Genomic DNA, 18590 nt, shown 5'->3' on the forward strand with positions numbered 1-18590 from the left:
CCACACATATTTAATTGTGGCCACGAATAAATCATCAGCTGCTCAAACCGCCAAACAGCGTCGGCACGTCCAGCGGGCGGAAGCCGTAGTGGCTCATCCAGCGGACATCGGCGTTGAAGAAGTCGCGCAGGTCCGGCATGCCGTATTTCAGCATGGCGATACGGTCGAGGCCCATGCCCCAGGCGAAGCCCTGGTACTCGTCCGGATCAAGCCCGCCGGCGCGCAGCACGTTCGGGTGAACCATTCCGCAGCCGAGGATTTCCATCCAGTCCTTGCCTTCGCCGAACTTGACGATCGGACCCGAGGAACGGTCGCACTGGATGTCGACTTCGAAGCTCGGCTCGGTGAAGGGGAAGAAGGACGGGCGAAAGCGCATGGTGACGCTGTCGACCTCGAAGAAGGCCTTGCAGAACTCTTCCAGCACCCAGCGCATATGGCCAACATTGGCGGTCTTGTCGACGACGAGTCCTTCGACCTGGTGGAACATCGGCGAATGGGTCGCGTCACTGTCCTGGCGATAGGTCTTGCCGGGAATGACGATCCGGATCGGCGGCTTTTGGCCCTCCATCGTGCGGACCTGCACCGGCGAGGTGTGCGTGCGCAGCACCTTGCGCTCACCGTTTTCATCGGGTGAAAGGAAGAAGGTGTCGTGCATCTCGCGGGCGGGATGCCCCTCGGGGAAGTTCAGCGCCGTGAAATTGTAATAGTCGGTCTCGATATCGGGACCTTCGGCGATCGAGAAGCCCATGTCGGCGAAGATCGCGGTGATCTCGTCGACGATCTGGCTGATTGGGTGGATGCGGCCGCGCTCGGCCGGCGAGGAGCGCACGGGAAGGGAAACGTCCACCGTCTCGGCCTTCAGGCGCGCATTGATCGCGGCATCCTTCAGGGCTGCCTTGCGAGTCGCGACCTCTTCCGTCACCTCGTTCTTCAGCGCGTTGATCGCGGCACCCCGCGTCTGGCGCTCTTCCGCGCTCATGGAGCCCAGCGTCTTCAGGAGTTCGGAGACAGAACCCTTTTTGCCGAGTGCTGCGACCCGCACCGCCTCGATCGCGGCCTCGTCGCCGGCTGCAGCGATCTCGGCGAGCAGCTGTGCTTTCAATGCGTCTAGTTCAACCATTTCATCCTGCCTTGGCGGTACCCGGGCCCTCCGCCTTGACCGGCGGGACCCTCATCAGAAATTCAGTTGCCATGATAAAGCGTCGCAGATCACTACCCATGTGCACGCGGCCAATCAACCGGGCGAGCGGCAAAATTCGGCCGATCAGGGCCGTCAGCTTGACCAATTCGACGCGGGCGGCCTCCGGCGCATGGATGAGCCATGCGTTGAGTGCCGCAGGGCATGTGGTCTCAGGGCTCAAGGCCCTGGAGGTCACCACGAGGAAGTAAAGCAGAACGTCGCGCGCCTGGGCCAAAGCGAGCGGCATGACCGAGGCCGGATCTTCTTCAAAATCCATGAAGCCCACCTTGCCGTCTTGCAGAAAGAAATCCCGCACATGCGGCCGGCCGTGGCTCAGACCGGCGGCATGCACGCGGCCCAGGGCTTCGGCAACCTCAATCAGCAGCGCATCATGGGCGACCGGATCGGACCGACGCAGGAGCCTCATGCGACGGTCGATCGTCGGACCGACATCCGACATGACCATGGCCGTTTGAGAGGCATAGACAATCTTTGGCACCGGAAACTCGGCATCGGCAAAGGCTCCTATGCGCGCAATTTCGCGGGCCTGCATGGCCTCCGGCGACAACTGGGGCGAGGGCTTCAGGATCGGAACGCGGAAGAGAGCGGCAAAGAAACCTTGCATGGCCACCAGCGGCGGCAGGGTCTTGCTGCCCTGACGCTTGATCCAGACGGTGCGGTCCTTCAGGTCCAGCCGCTGGACACGGCCGTTGCTTTGCATCATCGCGCGCAGAAGCTCGCCGATCTCGTCATTGCCGAGATAGACGTCGTGCCTGTCTGCTGTCCCCGGTTCTTCCGGATATGCCATGAGGGGCCTCATCCACGCGCCGCGTCAGGCGCGCATCGCAAAGAAAAACCCGCGCCGGATGCCAGCGCGGGTTTCCCAATATTTCAAACGTTCGGGAAGCGCTGGCTTACTTGACCGCGCTTTCAAACTCGTTGGCCGTACCGGCGTCCTTGAGATAGGCAAGCGCCTTCTTCGAAGCTTCGACGAGCTTTGCGAAAGCGGCCGGCTCATGGATTGCCATGTCGGACAGAACCTTGCGGTCGACTTCGATGCCAGCCTTGTTCAGGCCGTCGATGAAGCGGCCGTAGGTCAGGCCGAATTCGCGAACAGCAGCGTTAATACGCTGGATCCACAGAGCGCGGAAGTTGCGCTTGTTGACCTTGCGGTCGCGGTAGGCGAATGCCTTCGAACGATCAACAGCAGCCTTGGCGGCGCGGATCGTGTTCTTGCGGCGGCCGTAGAAGCCCTTGGCTGCCTTGAATACCTTGTTGTGCTTGGCGCGGGAAGTTACGCCACGTTTTACGCGTGCCATGTCATGATCTCCTTAAATGATCCAAAAAGCGTGGGGTCTCAGAGACCGTTCGGCAGGTAGTTCTTGATGACCTTCTTGCCGTCAGCTTCGGCGAGAACCATCGTGCCGCGTGCATCGCGGATGAACTTGTTGGACCGCTTGATCATGCCGTGGCGCTTGCCGGCGCCGGCTGCGAGAACCTTACCGGTTGCCGTGATCTTGAACCGCTTTTTGGCGGAGGATTTCGTCTTCATCTTGGGCATTTTGCTACTCCATTGTTCTTGTATCGAAACAGGCAGACGAACGCCCGTTTTCAAGCATAAAGAACGGCCACGGCATGCCCTGCCGGACCGTTCGGACGGGCGCTTATAACCGCGGAGGGGAAAAAGCGCAACGGGGCAGCGATTTTATTCTTTTGCGGCGCGAATCTTGCGCGTTGTGCGCGTCGGCATGCTCAGCGTCACCTTCAATCCGCCGAGGGCAGATCGGGCAAAGGAAAGGCCTCCGCCATAGGCGGCAAGAACGTCGGCGCTGATCGCGAGGCCCAGACCGGACCCTTCGCCGTCCCCCAGATGCACCCCGCGCCCGGTAATCTCCGCCAGTGCCGCCTCCTCGACCCCCGGGCCGTCGTCTTCGACAACAAGCCGGACGGCCGCCTCGTCTTGCACGGCCGATACCTGGATCAAGCCTCGGGCAAAGCGGGTTGCATTGTCGAGCACATTGCCAAGCGCCTCGGCCAGATCCGCGGGGTCCATGTCGGCCGTCAATTGATCATCCAGCCGCACGTCCCAATCGATCCCGCGGGCGCTGGTCACCGGCTTCAGCACCGAAACCAGCTTCCCGGTCAGCGACGCCAGGCCCGTCTGGGTCATCTGTTCGACGCCGAGACGCGCCGATTGCAGCTGCCGGTCTGAACGCTGGCGGATGAGGTCGACCTGCTGGCGGATCATCGCCTTTTCAGGCCCCGGCAGGCCATCCGCCACATGCAAGAGAACGGTCAGCGGGGTCTTCAAACCATGGGCAAGGTCGCTTGCCCGCGCTCTTGCCCTTTCGACGGCGGTTTCCCGCTCTTTCAGCAATTGATTGAGTTCGAGCACCAAAGGTTTCAGTTCCGTCGGGCCTTCTCCCTCGAACTGGTCGATCGACCCTGCCCGCACCCGGGCAAGGTTAGCCTGCAGGCGCGACAGAGGTGCAAGGCCGATGCCGATCTGCAGGAAGGCCGCAGCGAAGAGAACTGCTGCCGTGGCCGCAAGCATTCCGGCCATGGAGCCATGATACTGCGAAATCGCATCGTCCAGCACCTTGCGGTCGAAGGCCGCGAGAAGCGTGAAGGAACGACTGCCTAGGCCGGTCTCCACCTCGATCTGTCTGATATCGGCGAGAATGGGCGCGCCGTCCGGCCCCTGCGTCTCCCAAAAATGATAGGGGCCATCATGCAGAGCAGCCAGCGACAGCTCCACATCCCAGAGCGAGCGCGAGCGGATGACCTTGCCGTCCTTTGGGATAACCTGCCAGTAAAGGCCACTCCCCGGCAGGCCGAAGCGCGGATCGCTCGGTTCGTCCGTCACCACAGCTTCGCCGTTCTGGATTTCGATGCTTGCCGCCAGCTGGTCCATAATCGCCGACATATCGGAGCGATAGCGTTCGGCCGCATAGGTGGAGAAGACACGGCTGAGGCCGAAGCCGACCAGCAGCAGCACAAAGGCAATCGCCAGCACGGCGCCGATCACGAGCCGCAGACGCAGCGATTGCATCATGCGCCGTCGTCCGTCAGCGTGTAACCGAAGCCACGGCGGGTGGCGATTGCGAGCGGGTTGGTTTTGCGACGGATGCGAGCGACCATGGCTTCGACGGCATTTTTAGCCGCATCGTCGTCGCGGCCCTGCACCTGGCGGGCGATCTCCAGCGGATCGAAGACCCGCTGCGGCTCCGCAATCAGCATCGACAGCAGGCGGTATTCGAGCGGCGTCAGCTCAATCGGCCGGTTTTCGTAGGTGACGCGGCGGGCGGCATCGTCGATCACGAAGCCACCGGCCGAAGCCGTCGTCTTCGCCCGACCGCCGGTGCGCCGCAGCAGCGCCTTCAACCGCGCCAACAATTCTTCGCTGCGGAACGGTTTTGGCAGGTAGTCGTCGGCCCCGGCCTCGAAACCGTCCACCCGCTCCATCCAGGAACCACGCGCCGTGAGGATCAGGACCGGCGTTTCGACACCGGATGACCGCCACCGCTTCAGGATCGACAGACCATCCATTCCCGGCAGACCAAGATCGAGCACGATCGCGGCGTATTCGCCGGTTTCACCTTCCGCCCAGACGTCCGGCCCCGTCGCCAGATGGTGCACCACGAAGCCCTCCGTCTCCAGCTTCGAGCGGGTGAATTCGGCGATGGTCGCGTCGTCTTCAGCCAGCAGGATCCGCATTGCTCACCATCCGAAGAAGTTCAGGCGACGGCCCGTCGCAGCATCGAATTTCAGGGTCCGGACCTTTGCCCCGCTTTGAACCTTCAAGGTGTAGAACGGATTGCGCGCGTCGAGATTGAGATTGACTGCGATCACGCGCCCCTGGTGCGCGTCTTCAATCTGCTGCAGGATTTCGCGCAGAGGCCGAATGCGCCCCCGATCCACCGCCTCGCGGGCGAGCTGATGATCGGGGCTCGGCGGCGCGCTGCCAAGACTTTCGTCCGCTCCCGCGTCGTCCTCATCACCATCGTCGTCATTATCGTCATCGCCGCCGGAACTGCCGCTGCCGCTCCCACCGTTCCCGCCGCTACCGCTATTGCCGCTGCCGCTGCCGCTCCCACCGCTACCGCCATCGCCGCTGCCGCTTCCGCCACTACCGCTTCCGCCACTACCGCTACTGCCGTTACCGCTGCTGCCGCTTCCTCCGCTGTTGCCGTTGCCGTTGCCGTTGCCGCTGTTGCCGTTCTTCGCGGCAGCATCCGGCGCCAGCGCAAGTGCCGTCACGACGGTGGAAGAGAGAAGCATGAGCATAAAACGGCGGCGATCCATCACGGGCTCGATTTCTTTAAGCGACAAACCTAGCGCGGCCACATCGGCTCGCCAACTGGCAAATGAGCAATCCCCGCCCGGTGGGGGCCGGGCGGGGTAAAACGACAATGGATCTGCGGCGGCCGACCATTGCCGTTTCATGGGAAATCAGGGGGCGGGAACGACCGTCACGCCGGTGAGCGTCCCCTTTGGCGCCCGCAACTTTATTTCGGTCTTTCCGTGTTCCTGCTCGATCTCGAAAGCGAGCCGCACGCCGTTCTGGTCAACCGGGATCATCGTGCCATTGACCAGACCCTGAAGTTGCGCCTGATTGACGATCAGACGGATCTCGTCGCGATTGCCGCCACGGCCCTTGCCGTTGCCGTCATCATCGCCGTCATCGTCCTCGGCTCCGTCGTCGCCATGGTCATCGCCGGCGTCATGATCCGGGCCGTCATCATTGGAAGAATCGTCGGAGGAATCGTTGCTATCGTCATGGCTCGAGCCGGAACTGTCGCTGCCGCTGCCACCGCCATCATCGCTGCCGCCGCGAGCCAGGGCCTGCTGATCGAGCAGGGCCGAGAGTGACGCGGGCGCCACGGCGCCGAAAAACGGGAAAATGCCGAGCGCCAGTGCGGCCGTGCCGGAGACAAGCAGGGTACGCCGGGCAAGCGTCGTCATGGGACTTTCCTCCTGAGACGAAAGCTGTCTCTTTGAGGAGATCATGCACTGGCTTACCTGACAGATAGGCCGCAGCCGCTGTCAGCGTTCTGTCAGAAAAGTACGGGCAAGCGTTTGGAGAGGGTGCCACGAAAAAAGCCGCCCATAAGGCGGCTTTGATCTGTGGCCCGATCAGCGGGTCGCGCGGTGGGCTCAGCTCACTTCGGAGCGAGCACCATCATCATCTGACGGCCTTCGAGCTTCGGCTCGGCTTCGACCTTGGCGATGGTCAGCGTGTCTTCCTTGACCTGAAGCAGAAGCTTCATGCCGAGTTCCTGGTGGGCCATTTCGCGGCCGCGGAACTTCAGGGTCACCTTGACCTTGTCGCCTTCTTCGAAGAAGCGGTTCATCGCCTTCATCTTCACCTCATAGTCATGGGTGTCGATGTTGGGGCGCATCTTGATTTCTTTGACTTCGACGATCTTCTGCTTCTTGCGCGCTTCGGCCGCCTTCTTCTGGTTGGCGTATTTCAGCTTGCCGAGGTCGAGGATCTTGCAGACCGGCGGCTCCGCATTCGGCGAAATCTCGACCAGATCCAATCCGGCCTCTTCTGCCATACGCAACGCCTGATCCGTCGGCACGACACCGAGGTTCTGGCCTTCTTCGTTGATCAACTGGACCTTGGGTATGCGAATTTCTCGGTTGGAGCGCGGCCCGTCCTTCACGGGGGCATCGGTCTTAAACGGTCTGCGAATGGTCGTATTCTCCTCGAACTGTTTCGATATGTGAGCAGGCCCGGCCCGCGCGCATACGCGTGACAGGGCTATGTGATACTTGCGTCGGCGGAGTCAATAGCATGCCTCGTGAAGAAAATCACCTGTTGTCGGTCACTTCCTGAATGTGATTTACACCCGTGCAGCGAATCGGAGGTCCTCATGAACCAGCCCGCGAACATCCTGGCCGAAAAGACGATCACCGTCGGGTCTGACGCCTCGGCGCGATCGATCTGCATCATCGAGCGTTTTGCTTCGCCCGAGACGGGGCCGGACAAACCGGTTCTCGTCTGGCTTGGCGGCTATCGCTCCGACATGTCGGGCACCAAGGCCGTCGAGATGGACGCGCTCGCTGCGGAACACGGGATCGGGGCCATCCGCTTCGACTATTCCGGCCACGGCGTCTCCGGCGGTGACTTCGCCCTCGGCACAATCTCGCGCTGGACGGAAGAAGCGCTGGCCGTGATCTCCGCCTCGGGCGCCCGGCAGGTCATTCTGATCGGCTCATCGATGGGCGGCTGGATTGCCCTGCGGGTCATCCAGGAGGCGCGCAGGCAGGGACTGAGCTTTACGGTCGCGGGCCTGGTGCTGATTGCCCCTGCCCCGGACTTCACCAGCGAACTCATCGAACCCAGCCTCACCGAGGCCGAGCGGCGGTCACTTGAGGAGCGCGGCTTCTTCGAGGAACCATCCGAGTACAGCCCGGAGCCGAACATCTTCACCCGTGCGCTGATCGAAGACGGGCGGGCGAACCGCGTGCTGACCGGCCTGATCGAGACAGGCTGCCCGGTTCATATTCTTCAAGGTATGAAGGACCCCGACGTACCGCACAGCCATGCGCTGAAGCTGATGGAGTTCCTGCCGCTCGACGACGTGGTCCTGACCCTGGTGCGCGACGGCGATCATCGGCTGTCGCGTCCCGAGGACATCGCCCGGATGAAAGCGGCGATCCTGTCCATGCTATGACAGGAGCGCCCGCCCGCTTCTCCCCACCGAGCGGGCCTTTGCGAGCCTCCCTGCGTTAGAACTGTCGCATTTTAACCATAGTGACCGAATTGCAGCGGCCTTCCGTCGCCGCAACGTTGACTCGTACCCTCTGCCGCTCTTAACGTTTTGTTAAGGATATAGGGGACAGGTTCATGACGAACGGTTCACGCGCCATCACGGCGCTGATCATTGCTGCTGCGGTGCTTGCGCCCGCCCATGCAGGTTATTCGGCACCGTCGCCTTCGCGTTCGATGGTGACCGGCAACGTGACGTCCCAGCCGATCGGCCATTATGAATTCTGCAAGTCCCTGCCGCAGGAATGCGCCATGCGGACCCGCCCCACCACGCCGCCGAAGATCACCGATCACGGCTGGGGTATCATCCATGACATCAATGCCTCGGTGAACCACGCCATCGTGCCGATGACCGACGAGCAGATCTATGGCCGTGAGGAAGTCTGGGCTTATCCCGTCGATGCTGGCGACTGCGAAGACTTCGTCCTGCTCAAGCGCAAAAAGCTGATGGAAGCGGGCTTTTCCGTCGCCGACCTGCTAATTACCGTCGTGCGCAAGCCCGATGGCGAGGGTCATGCCGTTTTGACCGTGCGCAGCCAGACCGGCGATTTCGTGCTCGACAACCTGAATGACGACGTCAAGCTGTGGAACGATACCCACTACACGTTCCTCAAGCGCCAATCCTCGACGGATAGCGGTCGCTGGGTCACCATCGAGAACGGCACCTCGGACGTCCTGGTCGGCGCCCTGCAATAAGCTACAGCGCCGTCTTCAACCGGGGACCCGCCGTCAGGGCAAGCGTAGCGAGGACCGCCGCCAGCGAGGCGAGCGCAAGGCTTGCAAGCGCCGCTGCCGGCCCTGCCACGTCGTTCAGCCAGATCACAGAGACCGGGGCGATGGCGGAGACGACGATGCGCACCGCCGACAGGGTCCCCATGGTCCGGCCATATCCCACGACCCCGAAATAATGCAGCGGCAGCACGCCGCGCACGATGGATGTCAGTCCCTGGCCTGCGCCATAAAAGAGCGCAAAGGCGAGCGCGAAGCCGGTGGCCGGGATCAGCAGCGAGCCGGCGAGAAGGATAATTCCGAGCGCCATGACGACGGCTGCGATGATCGCCGTCAGTGGCGGCGAAAACAGATTGCGCCTCACATATTCGATCAGCCGCGCCGCCACCTGGCTGGGTCCGATCAGGCTGCCGGCAAGGGTCGCTATCCCCGTCGCATAACCCAGATCGCGCATCAGCACGAGCAATGTCGCGCCGATCGCTGAAATAACGAAGCCACCGGCTGCAAAGGCGATCGCCATCAGCACCATCTGCCTGCTGCGGTCGGCGGGAAGGCAATCCTTTGCAGCCCCGGTCACCGGCTTTGCGGGTTCACCCGTGTCGATGCGTGTCTTTGGCAGAGCAAGATGGATCGGCAGCGCAAGCAGGAGGTTCATCGCCGCCAGCACCAGATAAATCTCGCGCCAGGTCATCACGGTCAGCAGCCATTGCAGGAGCGGCCAATAGATCGTCGAGGCAAAGCCCGCGATGAGGGTGACCAGAGTGATATGGGCCCGTGCCTCCCGGCCATGGCTCTGGGCAAGCGCAGCAAAGCCTGCGTCATACTGAACCGCAAGAGCTACGAATTCGGCGGCGAGCGTGATCAGCGCGAAATGCCATGCGTTCTGCATCACTGCAAAAAGCGCCAGCGCCAGGGCCGCCGCGACCGAACCAAGGCACAGGACGAGGCGGGCGCCGAGTCGGTCGACCAGGCGGCCGATGACGGGTGCCGCAACCGCACCCGCCAGCAGACCAAATGAGAAGACCCCAAAGACGAAACTGCGGCTCCAGCCGAACTCACCGGCGATCTCGGGCGCGAGCACGGAAAAAGAGTAATAGAGCGTGCCGTAACCGATGGTCATGGTGACGCCCAGACTGATGGTCGCAAGTGGGAATTTCATGGCGCCTTGCTAGTCCGGTTTGATGATCAGCAGATGACAGTGCCCGGCGCCCCGTCGTCAAGCCGTCTCGCCTAGCCCTGACCGATCAGCACACCGGCTGCGAGCACCAGCGAACCGCCCAGCACCACCTGCATGGCCGCACGCCAGAAGGGCGTCTCCATGTAGCGGTTCTGGATGAAGGCGATCGCCCAAAGCTCGAAGAAGACGACAATGGCCGCCGTGATGGTCGCTGTCCAGAAATGCGGGATGAGATAAGGCAGCGCGTGACCAAGGCCGCCGAGCGCCGTCATGATGCCGGAGGCAAGGCCCCGCTTGATCGGCGAACCGCGCCCCGAGAGCTTGCCGTCGTCATGGGCCGCTTCAGTGAAGCCCATGGAAATGCCCGCACCGACCGAGGCGGATAGGCCGATGAGAAAGGTCGACCAGGTGTCGCCGGTGGCAAAAGCTGCGGCAAAGATCGGGGCGAGCGTCGAGACGGAACCGTCCATCAGGCCTGCAAGGCCCGGCTGGACATAGGTGAGAATAAACTGGCGGCGGGCGCCCTCGTCCTCTTCCGTCTTCGCCTCTTCGGTCACGTGTTTTTCGCCGAGCATGCCGGCAATCTCTTCGTGGCCCTGCTCGGCGAGTGCGAGATCCCCCAGCAGCTTGCGGATGCCCGCATCGGACGTCCTCTGGGCAGCGGCCATATAAAAGCGATAGGCCCCCTGCTCCATCAGTTCCGCCTCGGTGCGGATCTGATCCAGCGTCTGGTTCTTCCGCAACCAGTCCGGTTTACGGTCATAGAAGCCGCGCACGTGCTCGCGACGGATCAGCGGGATGCGCTCCCCGAACCGTTCGCGATGCATCTCGATCAGCATGTTGCGGTGGGTGTGCTCCACTTCGGCCATGTCTTCGAAGACCTTGGCCGATTGCGGAGCCGTGGCGCGCAACTGATCGGCATAGGCGAGGTAGATGCGGGCATCGTCTTCCTCGGAAGAAATGGCCAGCCCCAGGATCTCCTGTTCGCTGAGGCTGTCGAAAGAGCGCTTGGCCGTGGACAGGGATAAACCAAACATCTGTTGTCACCTTTTTAGAATTGTTCTAAACTTATGCCTCTCAGATGCCGTTTTCAAGGGTGAAGTTCTCACTTGACCACTTCATGTCGGAGACGTAGCCAAAGCCTGAAATCGCAAGGACGAACCCATGACCATGGAGCTTACCGGCCGCGCCGCACATCGCGCCGAGATCACCGCCCGCGCCGAGGCCGAGATGGCGGCCATGGGCGTGGACGTGGCTTTCATCGACAGGCTCGTCGAAACCTTCTACGGCCATATCGTGCAACACCCCGATCTCGGACCCGTCTTCGACAGGCGGCTCTCCGGCCGCTGGCCCGCCCACATGGTCAAGATGAAGGCCTTCTGGGCCTCCGTCGCCTTCAAGACCGGCGCCTATGGCGGCAAGCCCGTTCAAGCGCATCACGGCGTCGACGGCATGGCGGAGGGGCTTTTCCTGCAATGGCTCCAGCTCTTTTCCGACACGCTCACCGAGATCGGCGCAACGGAAGAGGCGCATCGTTGGTTCCTGACAAGCGCCGAGCGCATCGCCAAGAGCCTGGTGCTGTCGCTCTTTTACAACCCGGCTCTCGATGATCCGCGCCTGCAAAAGGCTCCGTGATTGTTCCTTGCGTGGACCGGCATCTTCACGAAAGAAAACGCAAATTTGGGCGCGGCACGGGGCAAGATCCCACCCTTTCGGTCTTGCACGCTTCGCCTCGCACCTTTAGACCCGCCGCGGGAGCAGGGCCGTATCGTTATCCGAAAAACCAAGGCAAGAGATCATGAACCGCCGTCAATTCTTTAAGCAGGCCGGCATTGCCGGCGTAGGCGCCGCAACACTTGCAGCCCCTGCCCTCGCCCAGGAAAATCCGAAGGTCACCTGGCGCCTCGCCTCGTCTTTCCCCAAGAGCCTCGACATCATTTTCGGTGCTGCGACCGATATTGCCGAGAGCGTGTCGAAGGCGACCGATGGCCAGTTCGAGATCCAGGTCTATGCCGCCGGTGAAATCGTGCCGCCGCTGCAGGTTGCCGATGCGGTCTCCGACGACACCGTCGAAATGGGCCATACCTGCTGCTACTACTATATCGGCAAGGATCCGGCTTTCGCGCTCGGCACCGCCATCCCCTTCGGTCTCAATGCCCGCATGACCAATTCCTGGTTCACCGCTGGCGGTGGCAACGAGCTGCTGAACGAGTTCCTCGCATCTCACAAGCTTTACGCGCTGCCGGCCGGCAATACTGGTGCCCAGATGGGCGGCTGGTATCGCAAGGAGATCAAGACCATCGACGACCTCAAGGGCTTGAAGATGCGCATTGCCGGTCTCGCCGGAGAGATCATGTCGAAGGTCGGCGTCACCCCGCAGCAGATCGCCGGTTCGGACGTCTATCCGGCGCTGGAAAAGGGCACGATCGACGCCACCGAATTCGTCGGCCCTTACGACGACCTGAAGCTCGGCTTCTACAAGGTCGCGCCTTATTACTACTACCCCGCCTGGTGGGAAGGCGGCCCGACCGTGCATGCCTTCTTCAACCTTGAGAAGTTCAATGCCCTGCCGGAAAACTACAAGCGCATCCTGACCGATGCGTGTGCAGCCGCCAATGCCCGCATGCTCGCCCGTTACGACGCCTCCAACGCCAAGGCGCTGCGCGAACTCGTTGCCGGTGGCGCGCAGCTGCGTGCGTTCTCGACGGACATCCTCGACACTTGCCACAAGGCAGCGAAGGACACCTATGCGGAGCTGACGGCGAAAAACGAGTGGTTCAAGAAGCTCTATGACAGCCAGCAGGCCTTCAAGCAGGACGCCTATCTCTGGAGCCAGATCGCCGAATACAGCTTCGATACCTATCAGATGATCCAGCAGCGCCAAGGCACGCTGTAACCGCTTTCAATCATTCGCAATGACAAAGGCCCGGGCGCTGTCCCGGGCCTTTTGCGTTTGGCGGTGGTTCTGGCGACGGCATTGCTCCGGCTGACGCAAGTGGCGATCGCAAAACGGCAATTGCACTAATTTAAAGAATGTTGATTTAGGCAATCTTCATGCCCTCGCGACTATTGTTGGGCAAGAATGAGAGGATCCGACATCATGCGCCTTCGGCTGACTTTTGCCGCTTTCCTTTGGATCGCGCTCGCGAGCGGGCCTGCCATGGCTGAAACCTGGACCGCAACCGCCGTCCGGCAGCCCGTGAATTACACCGTCGACAAGGTCACCTGGGAACGTCTGGTAACCGGCACTTCCGTGCCCGACGGCGCCTGGATCAGCACCGGGCCGCGCGGCCGCGTCGTGCTTCAGCATGGCGACGACATGATCACGCTGAAGCCCGGCACCATGAGTGCCGTCTTTGCCAAATCGGCCGGCGACGACAAGTTCGAGGTGGTGCAGCAATCGGGCGAGATCGCCGTCGAATTCGAGAAACGGCCCGGCCGGAACCTCAGCGTCCAGACGCCCTTCCTCGCAGCCGTCGTCAAGGGTACCGGCTTCACCGTCCAGGTCGACGACGACAGCACCAGTCTCTCGGTCAGACATGGCGTAGTCGGCGTCAGGGATCCGAGCGGCGGGCACGCTGCCGATCTGACCGCCGGTCAATCGGCTGAAGTCAGCTTATCGAACGGGTTCAGCGTCAAGGCAGCAGGCCGGAAACCAAAGATCGTCTCCATTCCGGTCTCGAAGCCTCTCGTCCCGGCGGTCGGCCAGACCCTGTCCGTTCAAAACGCCTCGGCAGCCGACAGCACCTCTGCCGCCAGCAAAGGAGCCGCCGCAAGCAAGGGTAAATCCGGCTCTGGTTCCGGGTCCGGCTCTGATGCCGGCACAGGGGGAAATAGCGGAAACAGCAGCGGAAACGGCAACAGTGGCGGCAAGGGCGGCGGCAAGGGCGGAGGCAAGGGCGGAGGCAGCGGAAACTCGGGCAAAGGCAATTCGGGAAACCGGGAGGATTGAGGCATTGTGGTCCTGAATCTACAGACGGCGGCTCCCTCCAACAGGATTGATTGCGCGTGACGCAGCAACGACATCACGGCAGACGGCGTCATCTGGTCGGGCAGGCAACCCTCGTAGCCTGCCTGCTTTTAGTCGTCGGCCTGACCAGTCTTGCCGGTCTCTTCGAACCGCTCGATCGACGGCTCTCAGCTTGGCGCATGGCGGCCGTGCCGCGTGATGCCACCGGCGAGATCGTCCTGGTCGAGATCGACAAGAAGAGCCTGGATGTCGTCGGCACCTGGCCCTGGAGCCGCTCGATCCATGCCCGCCTGATCGACCGGCTGGTGGCGGCGCAGGCCCGGGATATCTTTCTCGACATCGACTTCAGTGCCCGCTCCGAGAGCGAAGGCGACAAGGCGCTCGCGACAGCGCTGGAAGCCGCCGGTGGCGGTGTCATTCTGCCATCCTTCCAGCAGTATCGCTCCTCTGCGGATACTATTCCGGTCGTTGCCACAACCAGGCCCAACCCCCTCTTTGCGCCCCATGCCTGGGTCGCCAGCGCCAGCCTCTATGCCGACGATGATGGGATCGTGCGGCGCTTCCCGCTCGGGGAAACGCAGAACGGCACTTTCGTGTTTTCGGTTCCCGCCCTTCTGGCCGGGATCGCCGATCGGGGCACGGCCCCCTTCCTGATCGACTTCTCCATCGATCCCGCCAGCATCACCCGTGTCTCAGCGATCGACGTGATCGAGGGGCGGGTCAATCCGGCGATCCTTCAGGATCGCATCGTCGTGTTCGGCGCGAGCGCCATCGAGCTCAAGGACAACTTCATTGTGCCGGTGCATGGCCTGGTCTCGGGACCCATCGTGCATGTGATGGCGGCGGAAACGCTGCTGCAGGACCGCCGGCTCGTCTCGCCCTCTGTCTGGCCCTTGCTGGGTGCCATGGCGCTCGCTGTTTTGCTTGTTCTCGTGCTGACACGCTCGCTGCGCCGTCAGGTGCTGCTGCTTGCGGCCCTGATTGCCTTGCTGGAGACCGGCGCCGTCTGGATTCAGGCCGCTCACGCCATCAGCCTGCCGACCGGCGCGTTGATCGTCTTGGTCATGCTCGCGCTGTCAGCTCGCGCGTTCCAGGAGCTGGATCTGCGTGCCTGGCTGGTGAAACGCATGTCGATGGAGGCGAACAACAGCCGCAACCTGCTGGAGCAGGTCATCCGCGACAGCGCGGATATGGTGGTGATCATCGACGATACATGCACGATTGTCCGCCACAGCAGCCGGCTGCTGCCGCTTCTGTCCGAACTCGGGCTTTGCCCCGAGGGCCGGCTGAGCTTTGCCTGCCTGCCAAGCCCGTGGCAGGAGGAGGTGCGTTCAGCCCTCGGCGCTCCCCAGCCGATACATGACAACCCTGTGGCGCTCCGCGAGATCGAACTGACCGATGCGGCTGGGTCGCGGATTCTCGACTATACCATCACCGTTTCCGAGCTGGATCGCAGCAGCAGACGGCAGCGGGCAGGTCACAATGCTCGCGTCGCCTGCATCACCGCCCGCGACGTCACCGAACAACGGCAACAGGCTGAGCGGATCGCCTATCTTTCGCGCCATGATGTGCTGACGGGAGCGTTGCGTGCTTCTGCGCTCATCGCCGACCTCAACACACTGGCCGCCGAGGCTCCGCCGTCCAATGCCGGCGATCCCTCTGTCCATGCCGTCTATGCCGTCAACCTGCATCGCTTCAAGACCATCAACGCCACCCTCGGCCGCTCCAAGGGAGACGCGCTGCTGCGGGCCGTCAGCGGTCGGCTGGGGCGGATCGATCCGCTTTTGTCGCGGCCAGCCCGGCTCGGCAATGACAGCTTTGCGCTGCACACCGTGAAGCCGATCCCGCCTGCGCTCGCCCGCCTGCTCGCCGAGCGCATCCGGCAGGAATTTTCCGTGCCTTTCGAGCCGGATGGTACGCCTTACCGCGTGGGCGCGAGCCTTGGTATGACCACGGCCGATCAGCTCGCCGCAGGTTGCGGTGCGCAACTGGTCGCAGAGGCGGAACTTGCCCTTGATGAGGCTCGCCGTGAGACGACGGACGGGCTTGTCGAATTCGATCCCGAAAGCGGCGTACGCCATGCCGAGGCTCGACTGCTTGAATCCGAACTCTGGCATGCGCTGGATCGCGGTCAGATGAAGCTGCTCTATCAGCCGCAGGTCATGCTCGACACCAGGGCTGTTATCGGTGCCGAGGCGCTGATCCGCTGGCAGCATCCGCAGCATGGCATGATCTCGCCGCTGACGTTCATCGGCATTGCCGAAGCCAATGGCTTTATCGTCGAGCTGGGGGCCTGGGCGCTCCGCCAGGCCTGCCTCGACGCCGTGACCTGGCCCGACGGCATGGTGGTTGCCGTCAATGTTGCCCCACTCCAGCTGCAACGGCGCGACCTTGTGGCCGACGTGCAGGCGGCCCTCGCCGAAAGCGGCCTGCCGGCGCGGCGCCTGCAGCTCGAGATCACGGAATCGAGCTTCATCAGTGCGGCAGACGATCTGATCGAGAAACTGCAGCGCCTGAAATCGCTCGGCGTCAGTCTGGCACTTGACGATTTCGGCAGCGGCTATTCCTCGCTCGGCTATCTCGCGCGCTTTCCCCTCGACAAGATCAAGGTCGACCAGATGTTCGTGAGGAACCTGATCGAAAGCGCCGCAAGCCAGGCGATCATATCCTCGGTGCTGGCGCTGAGCGCCGGTCTCGACATGACCATGCTGTGCGAGGGGATCGAGACCGAGGACCAGGCACGGCATTTGCTGCAGCTGGGCTGCAATCAAGGCCAGGGCTATCTCTTCGGCAAACCCCAGCCGTCGGCGAACCTGAACCTGCTCGCCCGCCAAGGCTTCGCCCCCACGGTGCGGCAGGTCATGCGAGCCGCCGGCTGAGACTGGCGTCCGCTACGCCTCCAGCCCCTTCAGCACGTTCGCCACGTTGAGGCCAATCTCCGGCACGCCGTAACCGCCCTCCATCAGCGTCAGCACCGGTACTCCGCTTTGAGCGATCATCTCGCCCATCGTGATATAATCCGGGCTTTTCAGCTTGAAGAAACTGATCGGATCCTGCTCGAAGGTATCGACCCCGAGCGAAACGACGATGGCCTCGGCGCCATAGTCCTTGACGCGCTTGAGGCTGTCTTCGAGCGCTGCCGACCACGCATCCCAGGGCGTGCCCGAGGGCATCGGATAATTGGCATTCAGACCTTCGCCATCCCCTTCGCCGGTCTCGTCGGCATAACCGAGAAAATAGGGGAAGGCATTTTCCGGCTCGCCATGCAGCGAGGCGAAAAAGATGTCGCCCCGGCGATAGGTAATGTCCTGCGTGCCATTGCCGTGGTGGAAGTCGACGTCGAGGATCGCGACTTTCTTCGCGCCGTGATCGAGCAGGCGTTGCGCTGCGACGGCGGCATTGTTGATGAAGCAGTAGCCGCCGAAGAGATCGCGCCCGGCATGGTGACCCGGCGGGCGGCAGAGCGAAAAGGCGAAGCGGTTGCCGGCATTCAGCCAGTCAGCACCGGATAGTGCCACATCCATCGAGGCGATCGCGGCTTCATAGGTGCCCTTTGAGATCGAGGTTTCCGCCGAATTGGTGTAGTAGCCGACCGCGCCGTCGATATGCTTGGGCACGCGGCCCGTCTGGCTGCGGCGGCACGGGAAGGACGTCGGGATCGCCTCGCCCTCAAAGCCATGCGCCTCCCAGCGGTCCCAGCAGGTCTTCAGGAATTCGAGATAGCCGGCGTCATGCACCTTGAGCGCCGTCTCCAGCCCATGCTCGTCCGGCGCCTCGACGTCGGTAAACCCTGCTTGCTTGACAGCCGCCAGCACCCATTCGGCGCGGAACGGCCCCTCGAAGGGCTTTACCAGCAGGCCGCCATGCAGCTCGGTCTTCGCATCCCTCAGCTTGTGCTTTTCCGAATAATAGACACGCATCTCGTTCCCTCGTTCTTGCCCGCGTTCGGTGCTGCGGAGCTTCCGTTTTGGCAAGCCTAACGCCGGCTGATGGGCGACGGCAAGCGTCCAACAAAGTGATTTTGGTCGAACGACCAGATTCCGCCAGCAAACAGGGGACTTGACGGTTCTACTAGATAGAGATATTTGGAAACGATCGTTTCCTAATTCTGCGGAACTCGCAATGTCTGACACAGCCCTCTTTGTTCGCTCCGCCGGCCGGCCCCGCGCCTTCGAGATTGATGCGGCACTCGATGCCGCGATCACGGTGTTCACCGAGCGCGGCTATCACGGCACCTCGATCACCGACCTCAAAGCGGCGATGGGGCTAACGGCGGGCAGCATCTACAAGGCGTTCAAGGATAAGAAGGCGATCTTTCTCGCCGCCTTCGACCGCTACAAGCAGGTGCGCACAGCCCTTCTCTCCGAAAAGCTCGCGCAAGCCTCGACCGGCCGTGACCAGGTGCGCGCCATCCTGCAGTTTTACGCCGACGCCGCCTGCGGCGAGACCGGGCGGCGCGGATGCCTCGCGATCGGGGCTGCCGTCGAGCTTGCCCTTTTCGACGCCGATGTGGCCGAGCGGGTCGCACGCGGACATGCCGTGACCCTCGCCCAGATCGAAGGTTTCCTGACGACCGGCCAAGCCGACGGCTCCGTCTCACGCAGCATCGACATTCCGACCACCGCGCTTGCCATTTTCTCCTTCCTCCAGGGCATCCGCATCGCCGGCAAGTCCGGCCAGGAGTCGGGCCGTACCCGGGCTGCGGCCGATGCCATTCTAACCATCCTCGACTGATCCTCCCATGCCTTCGTCCTCC

At 62.5% G+C, this 18590-nt stretch carries 19 protein-coding genes; 7 read left to right on the forward strand and 12 right to left on the reverse strand.

Annotation, left to right across the window (positions count from 1 at the left end):
• Positions 1–34: 34 nt before the first annotated feature.
• The 9 genes from pheS to infC all read right to left on the reverse strand — a co-directional run bounded on the left by pheS (position 35) and on the right by infC (position 6879).
• The gene (gene pheS, locus ASE36_RS07435) at positions 35–1120 is read right to left on the reverse strand and encodes a phenylalanine--tRNA ligase subunit alpha (protein WP_062277109.1); all 1086 of its coding nucleotides are present in this window, start codon (positions 1118–1120) and stop codon (positions 35–37) included.
• A gap of 1 nt (position 1121) precedes the next feature.
• A complete protein-coding gene (locus ASE36_RS07440) occupies positions 1122–1988 on the reverse strand; it encodes a lipopolysaccharide kinase InaA family protein (RefSeq protein ID WP_062277112.1) in 867 nt (288 codons plus the stop codon).
• Between the two features lie 106 nt (positions 1989–2094).
• The gene (gene rplT, locus ASE36_RS07445; protein WP_062277116.1) at positions 2095–2499 is read right to left on the reverse strand and encodes a 50S ribosomal protein L20; all 405 of its coding nucleotides are present in this window, start codon (positions 2497–2499) and stop codon (positions 2095–2097) included.
• A gap of 38 nt (positions 2500–2537) precedes the next feature.
• Positions 2538–2741, reverse strand: a complete 204-nt coding sequence (gene rpmI / locus ASE36_RS07450) for a 50S ribosomal protein L35 (RefSeq protein WP_062277119.1) — start codon at positions 2739–2741, stop codon at positions 2538–2540.
• A gap of 144 nt (positions 2742–2885) precedes the next feature.
• Entirely contained in the window at positions 2886–4235 is a 1350-nt protein-coding gene (locus tag ASE36_RS07455) for a sensor histidine kinase (RefSeq protein WP_062277122.1), read from the reverse strand.
• Positions 4232–4897, reverse strand: a complete 666-nt coding sequence (locus ASE36_RS07460) for a response regulator transcription factor (protein WP_062277125.1) — start codon at positions 4895–4897, stop codon at positions 4232–4234. The genes ASE36_RS07455 and ASE36_RS07460 overlap by 4 nt, the downstream gene beginning before the upstream one ends.
• A gap of 3 nt (positions 4898–4900) precedes the next feature.
• A complete protein-coding gene (locus tag ASE36_RS22770; RefSeq protein WP_162244192.1) occupies positions 4901–5626 on the reverse strand; it encodes a PepSY domain-containing protein in 726 nt (241 codons plus the stop codon).
• 6 nt (positions 5627–5632) lie between these two features.
• On the reverse strand, positions 5633–6145 hold the full coding sequence (locus tag ASE36_RS07470; protein WP_244474676.1) for a hypothetical protein: 513 nt from the start codon (positions 6143–6145) through the stop codon (positions 5633–5635).
• Positions 6146–6342: 197 nt separating this feature from the next.
• Positions 6343–6879, reverse strand: a complete 537-nt coding sequence (gene infC / locus ASE36_RS07475) for a translation initiation factor IF-3 (RefSeq protein WP_244474700.1) — start codon at positions 6877–6879, stop codon at positions 6343–6345.
• Positions 6880–7059: 180 nt separating this feature from the next.
• Here infC and ASE36_RS07480 point away from each other — a divergent pair, with 180 nt between their 5' ends.
• Together ASE36_RS07480 and ASE36_RS07485 are read left to right on the forward strand one after the other, a co-directional pair.
• Complete coding sequence (locus ASE36_RS07480; RefSeq protein WP_062277136.1) at positions 7060–7863, forward strand: alpha/beta hydrolase; 804 nt, start codon at positions 7060–7062, stop codon at positions 7861–7863.
• Positions 7864–8036: 173 nt separating this feature from the next.
• Entirely contained in the window at positions 8037–8654 is a 618-nt protein-coding gene (locus ASE36_RS07485; protein WP_082510883.1) for a transglutaminase-like cysteine peptidase, read from the forward strand.
• Between the two features lies 1 nt (position 8655).
• Here ASE36_RS07485 and ASE36_RS07490 read toward each other — a convergent pair whose 3' ends face one another.
• Together ASE36_RS07490 and mbfA are read right to left on the reverse strand one after the other, a co-directional pair.
• On the reverse strand, positions 8656–9846 hold the full coding sequence (locus ASE36_RS07490; protein ID WP_062277138.1) for an MFS transporter: 1191 nt from the start codon (positions 9844–9846) through the stop codon (positions 8656–8658).
• A 71-nt stretch (positions 9847–9917) separates the two neighbouring features.
• Positions 9918–10901 carry an iron exporter MbfA gene (gene mbfA / locus ASE36_RS07495; protein ID WP_062277141.1) on the reverse strand — a complete coding sequence of 328 codons (984 nt, stop codon included), beginning with the start codon at positions 10899–10901 and terminating at the stop codon, positions 9918–9920.
• Between the two features lie 127 nt (positions 10902–11028).
• Between mbfA and ASE36_RS07500 the strand changes: the two genes are divergently transcribed.
• From ASE36_RS07500 to ASE36_RS07515, 4 genes are all read left to right on the forward strand, one after another.
• A complete protein-coding gene (locus tag ASE36_RS07500) occupies positions 11029–11499 on the forward strand; it encodes a group III truncated hemoglobin (protein ID WP_062277144.1) in 471 nt (156 codons plus the stop codon).
• 163 nt (positions 11500–11662) lie between these two features.
• Positions 11663–12760: a TRAP transporter substrate-binding protein gene (locus ASE36_RS07505; RefSeq protein WP_062277148.1), complete on the forward strand. Its 1098-nt coding sequence runs from the start codon at positions 11663–11665 to the stop codon at positions 12758–12760.
• Positions 12761–12964: 204 nt separating this feature from the next.
• Positions 12965–13816 carry a FecR family protein gene (locus ASE36_RS07510; RefSeq protein WP_062277151.1) on the forward strand — a complete coding sequence of 284 codons (852 nt, stop codon included), beginning with the start codon at positions 12965–12967 and terminating at the stop codon, positions 13814–13816.
• Between the two features lie 56 nt (positions 13817–13872).
• Positions 13873–16713, forward strand: coding sequence for an EAL domain-containing protein (locus tag ASE36_RS07515; RefSeq protein ID WP_062277154.1), 2841 nt, complete (start codon positions 13873–13875; stop codon positions 16711–16713).
• Between the two features lie 12 nt (positions 16714–16725).
• On the opposite strand, the gene ASE36_RS07520 is transcribed toward ASE36_RS07515, so the two are convergent.
• Positions 16726–17754 (reverse strand): histone deacetylase family protein, encoded by a 1029-nt coding sequence (locus ASE36_RS07520; RefSeq protein ID WP_062277157.1) that lies wholly within the window; start codon positions 17752–17754, stop codon positions 16726–16728.
• Between the two features lie 202 nt (positions 17755–17956).
• Here ASE36_RS07520 and ASE36_RS07525 point away from each other — a divergent pair, with 202 nt between their 5' ends.
• Complete coding sequence (locus tag ASE36_RS07525; protein WP_062277161.1) at positions 17957–18568, forward strand: TetR/AcrR family transcriptional regulator; 612 nt, start codon at positions 17957–17959, stop codon at positions 18566–18568.
• Positions 18569–18590 lie beyond the last annotated feature (22 nt).

The organism is Rhizobium sp. Root274 (genome assembly GCF_001429245.1).
Lineage (GTDB): Bacteria > Pseudomonadota > Alphaproteobacteria > Rhizobiales > Rhizobiaceae > Allorhizobium.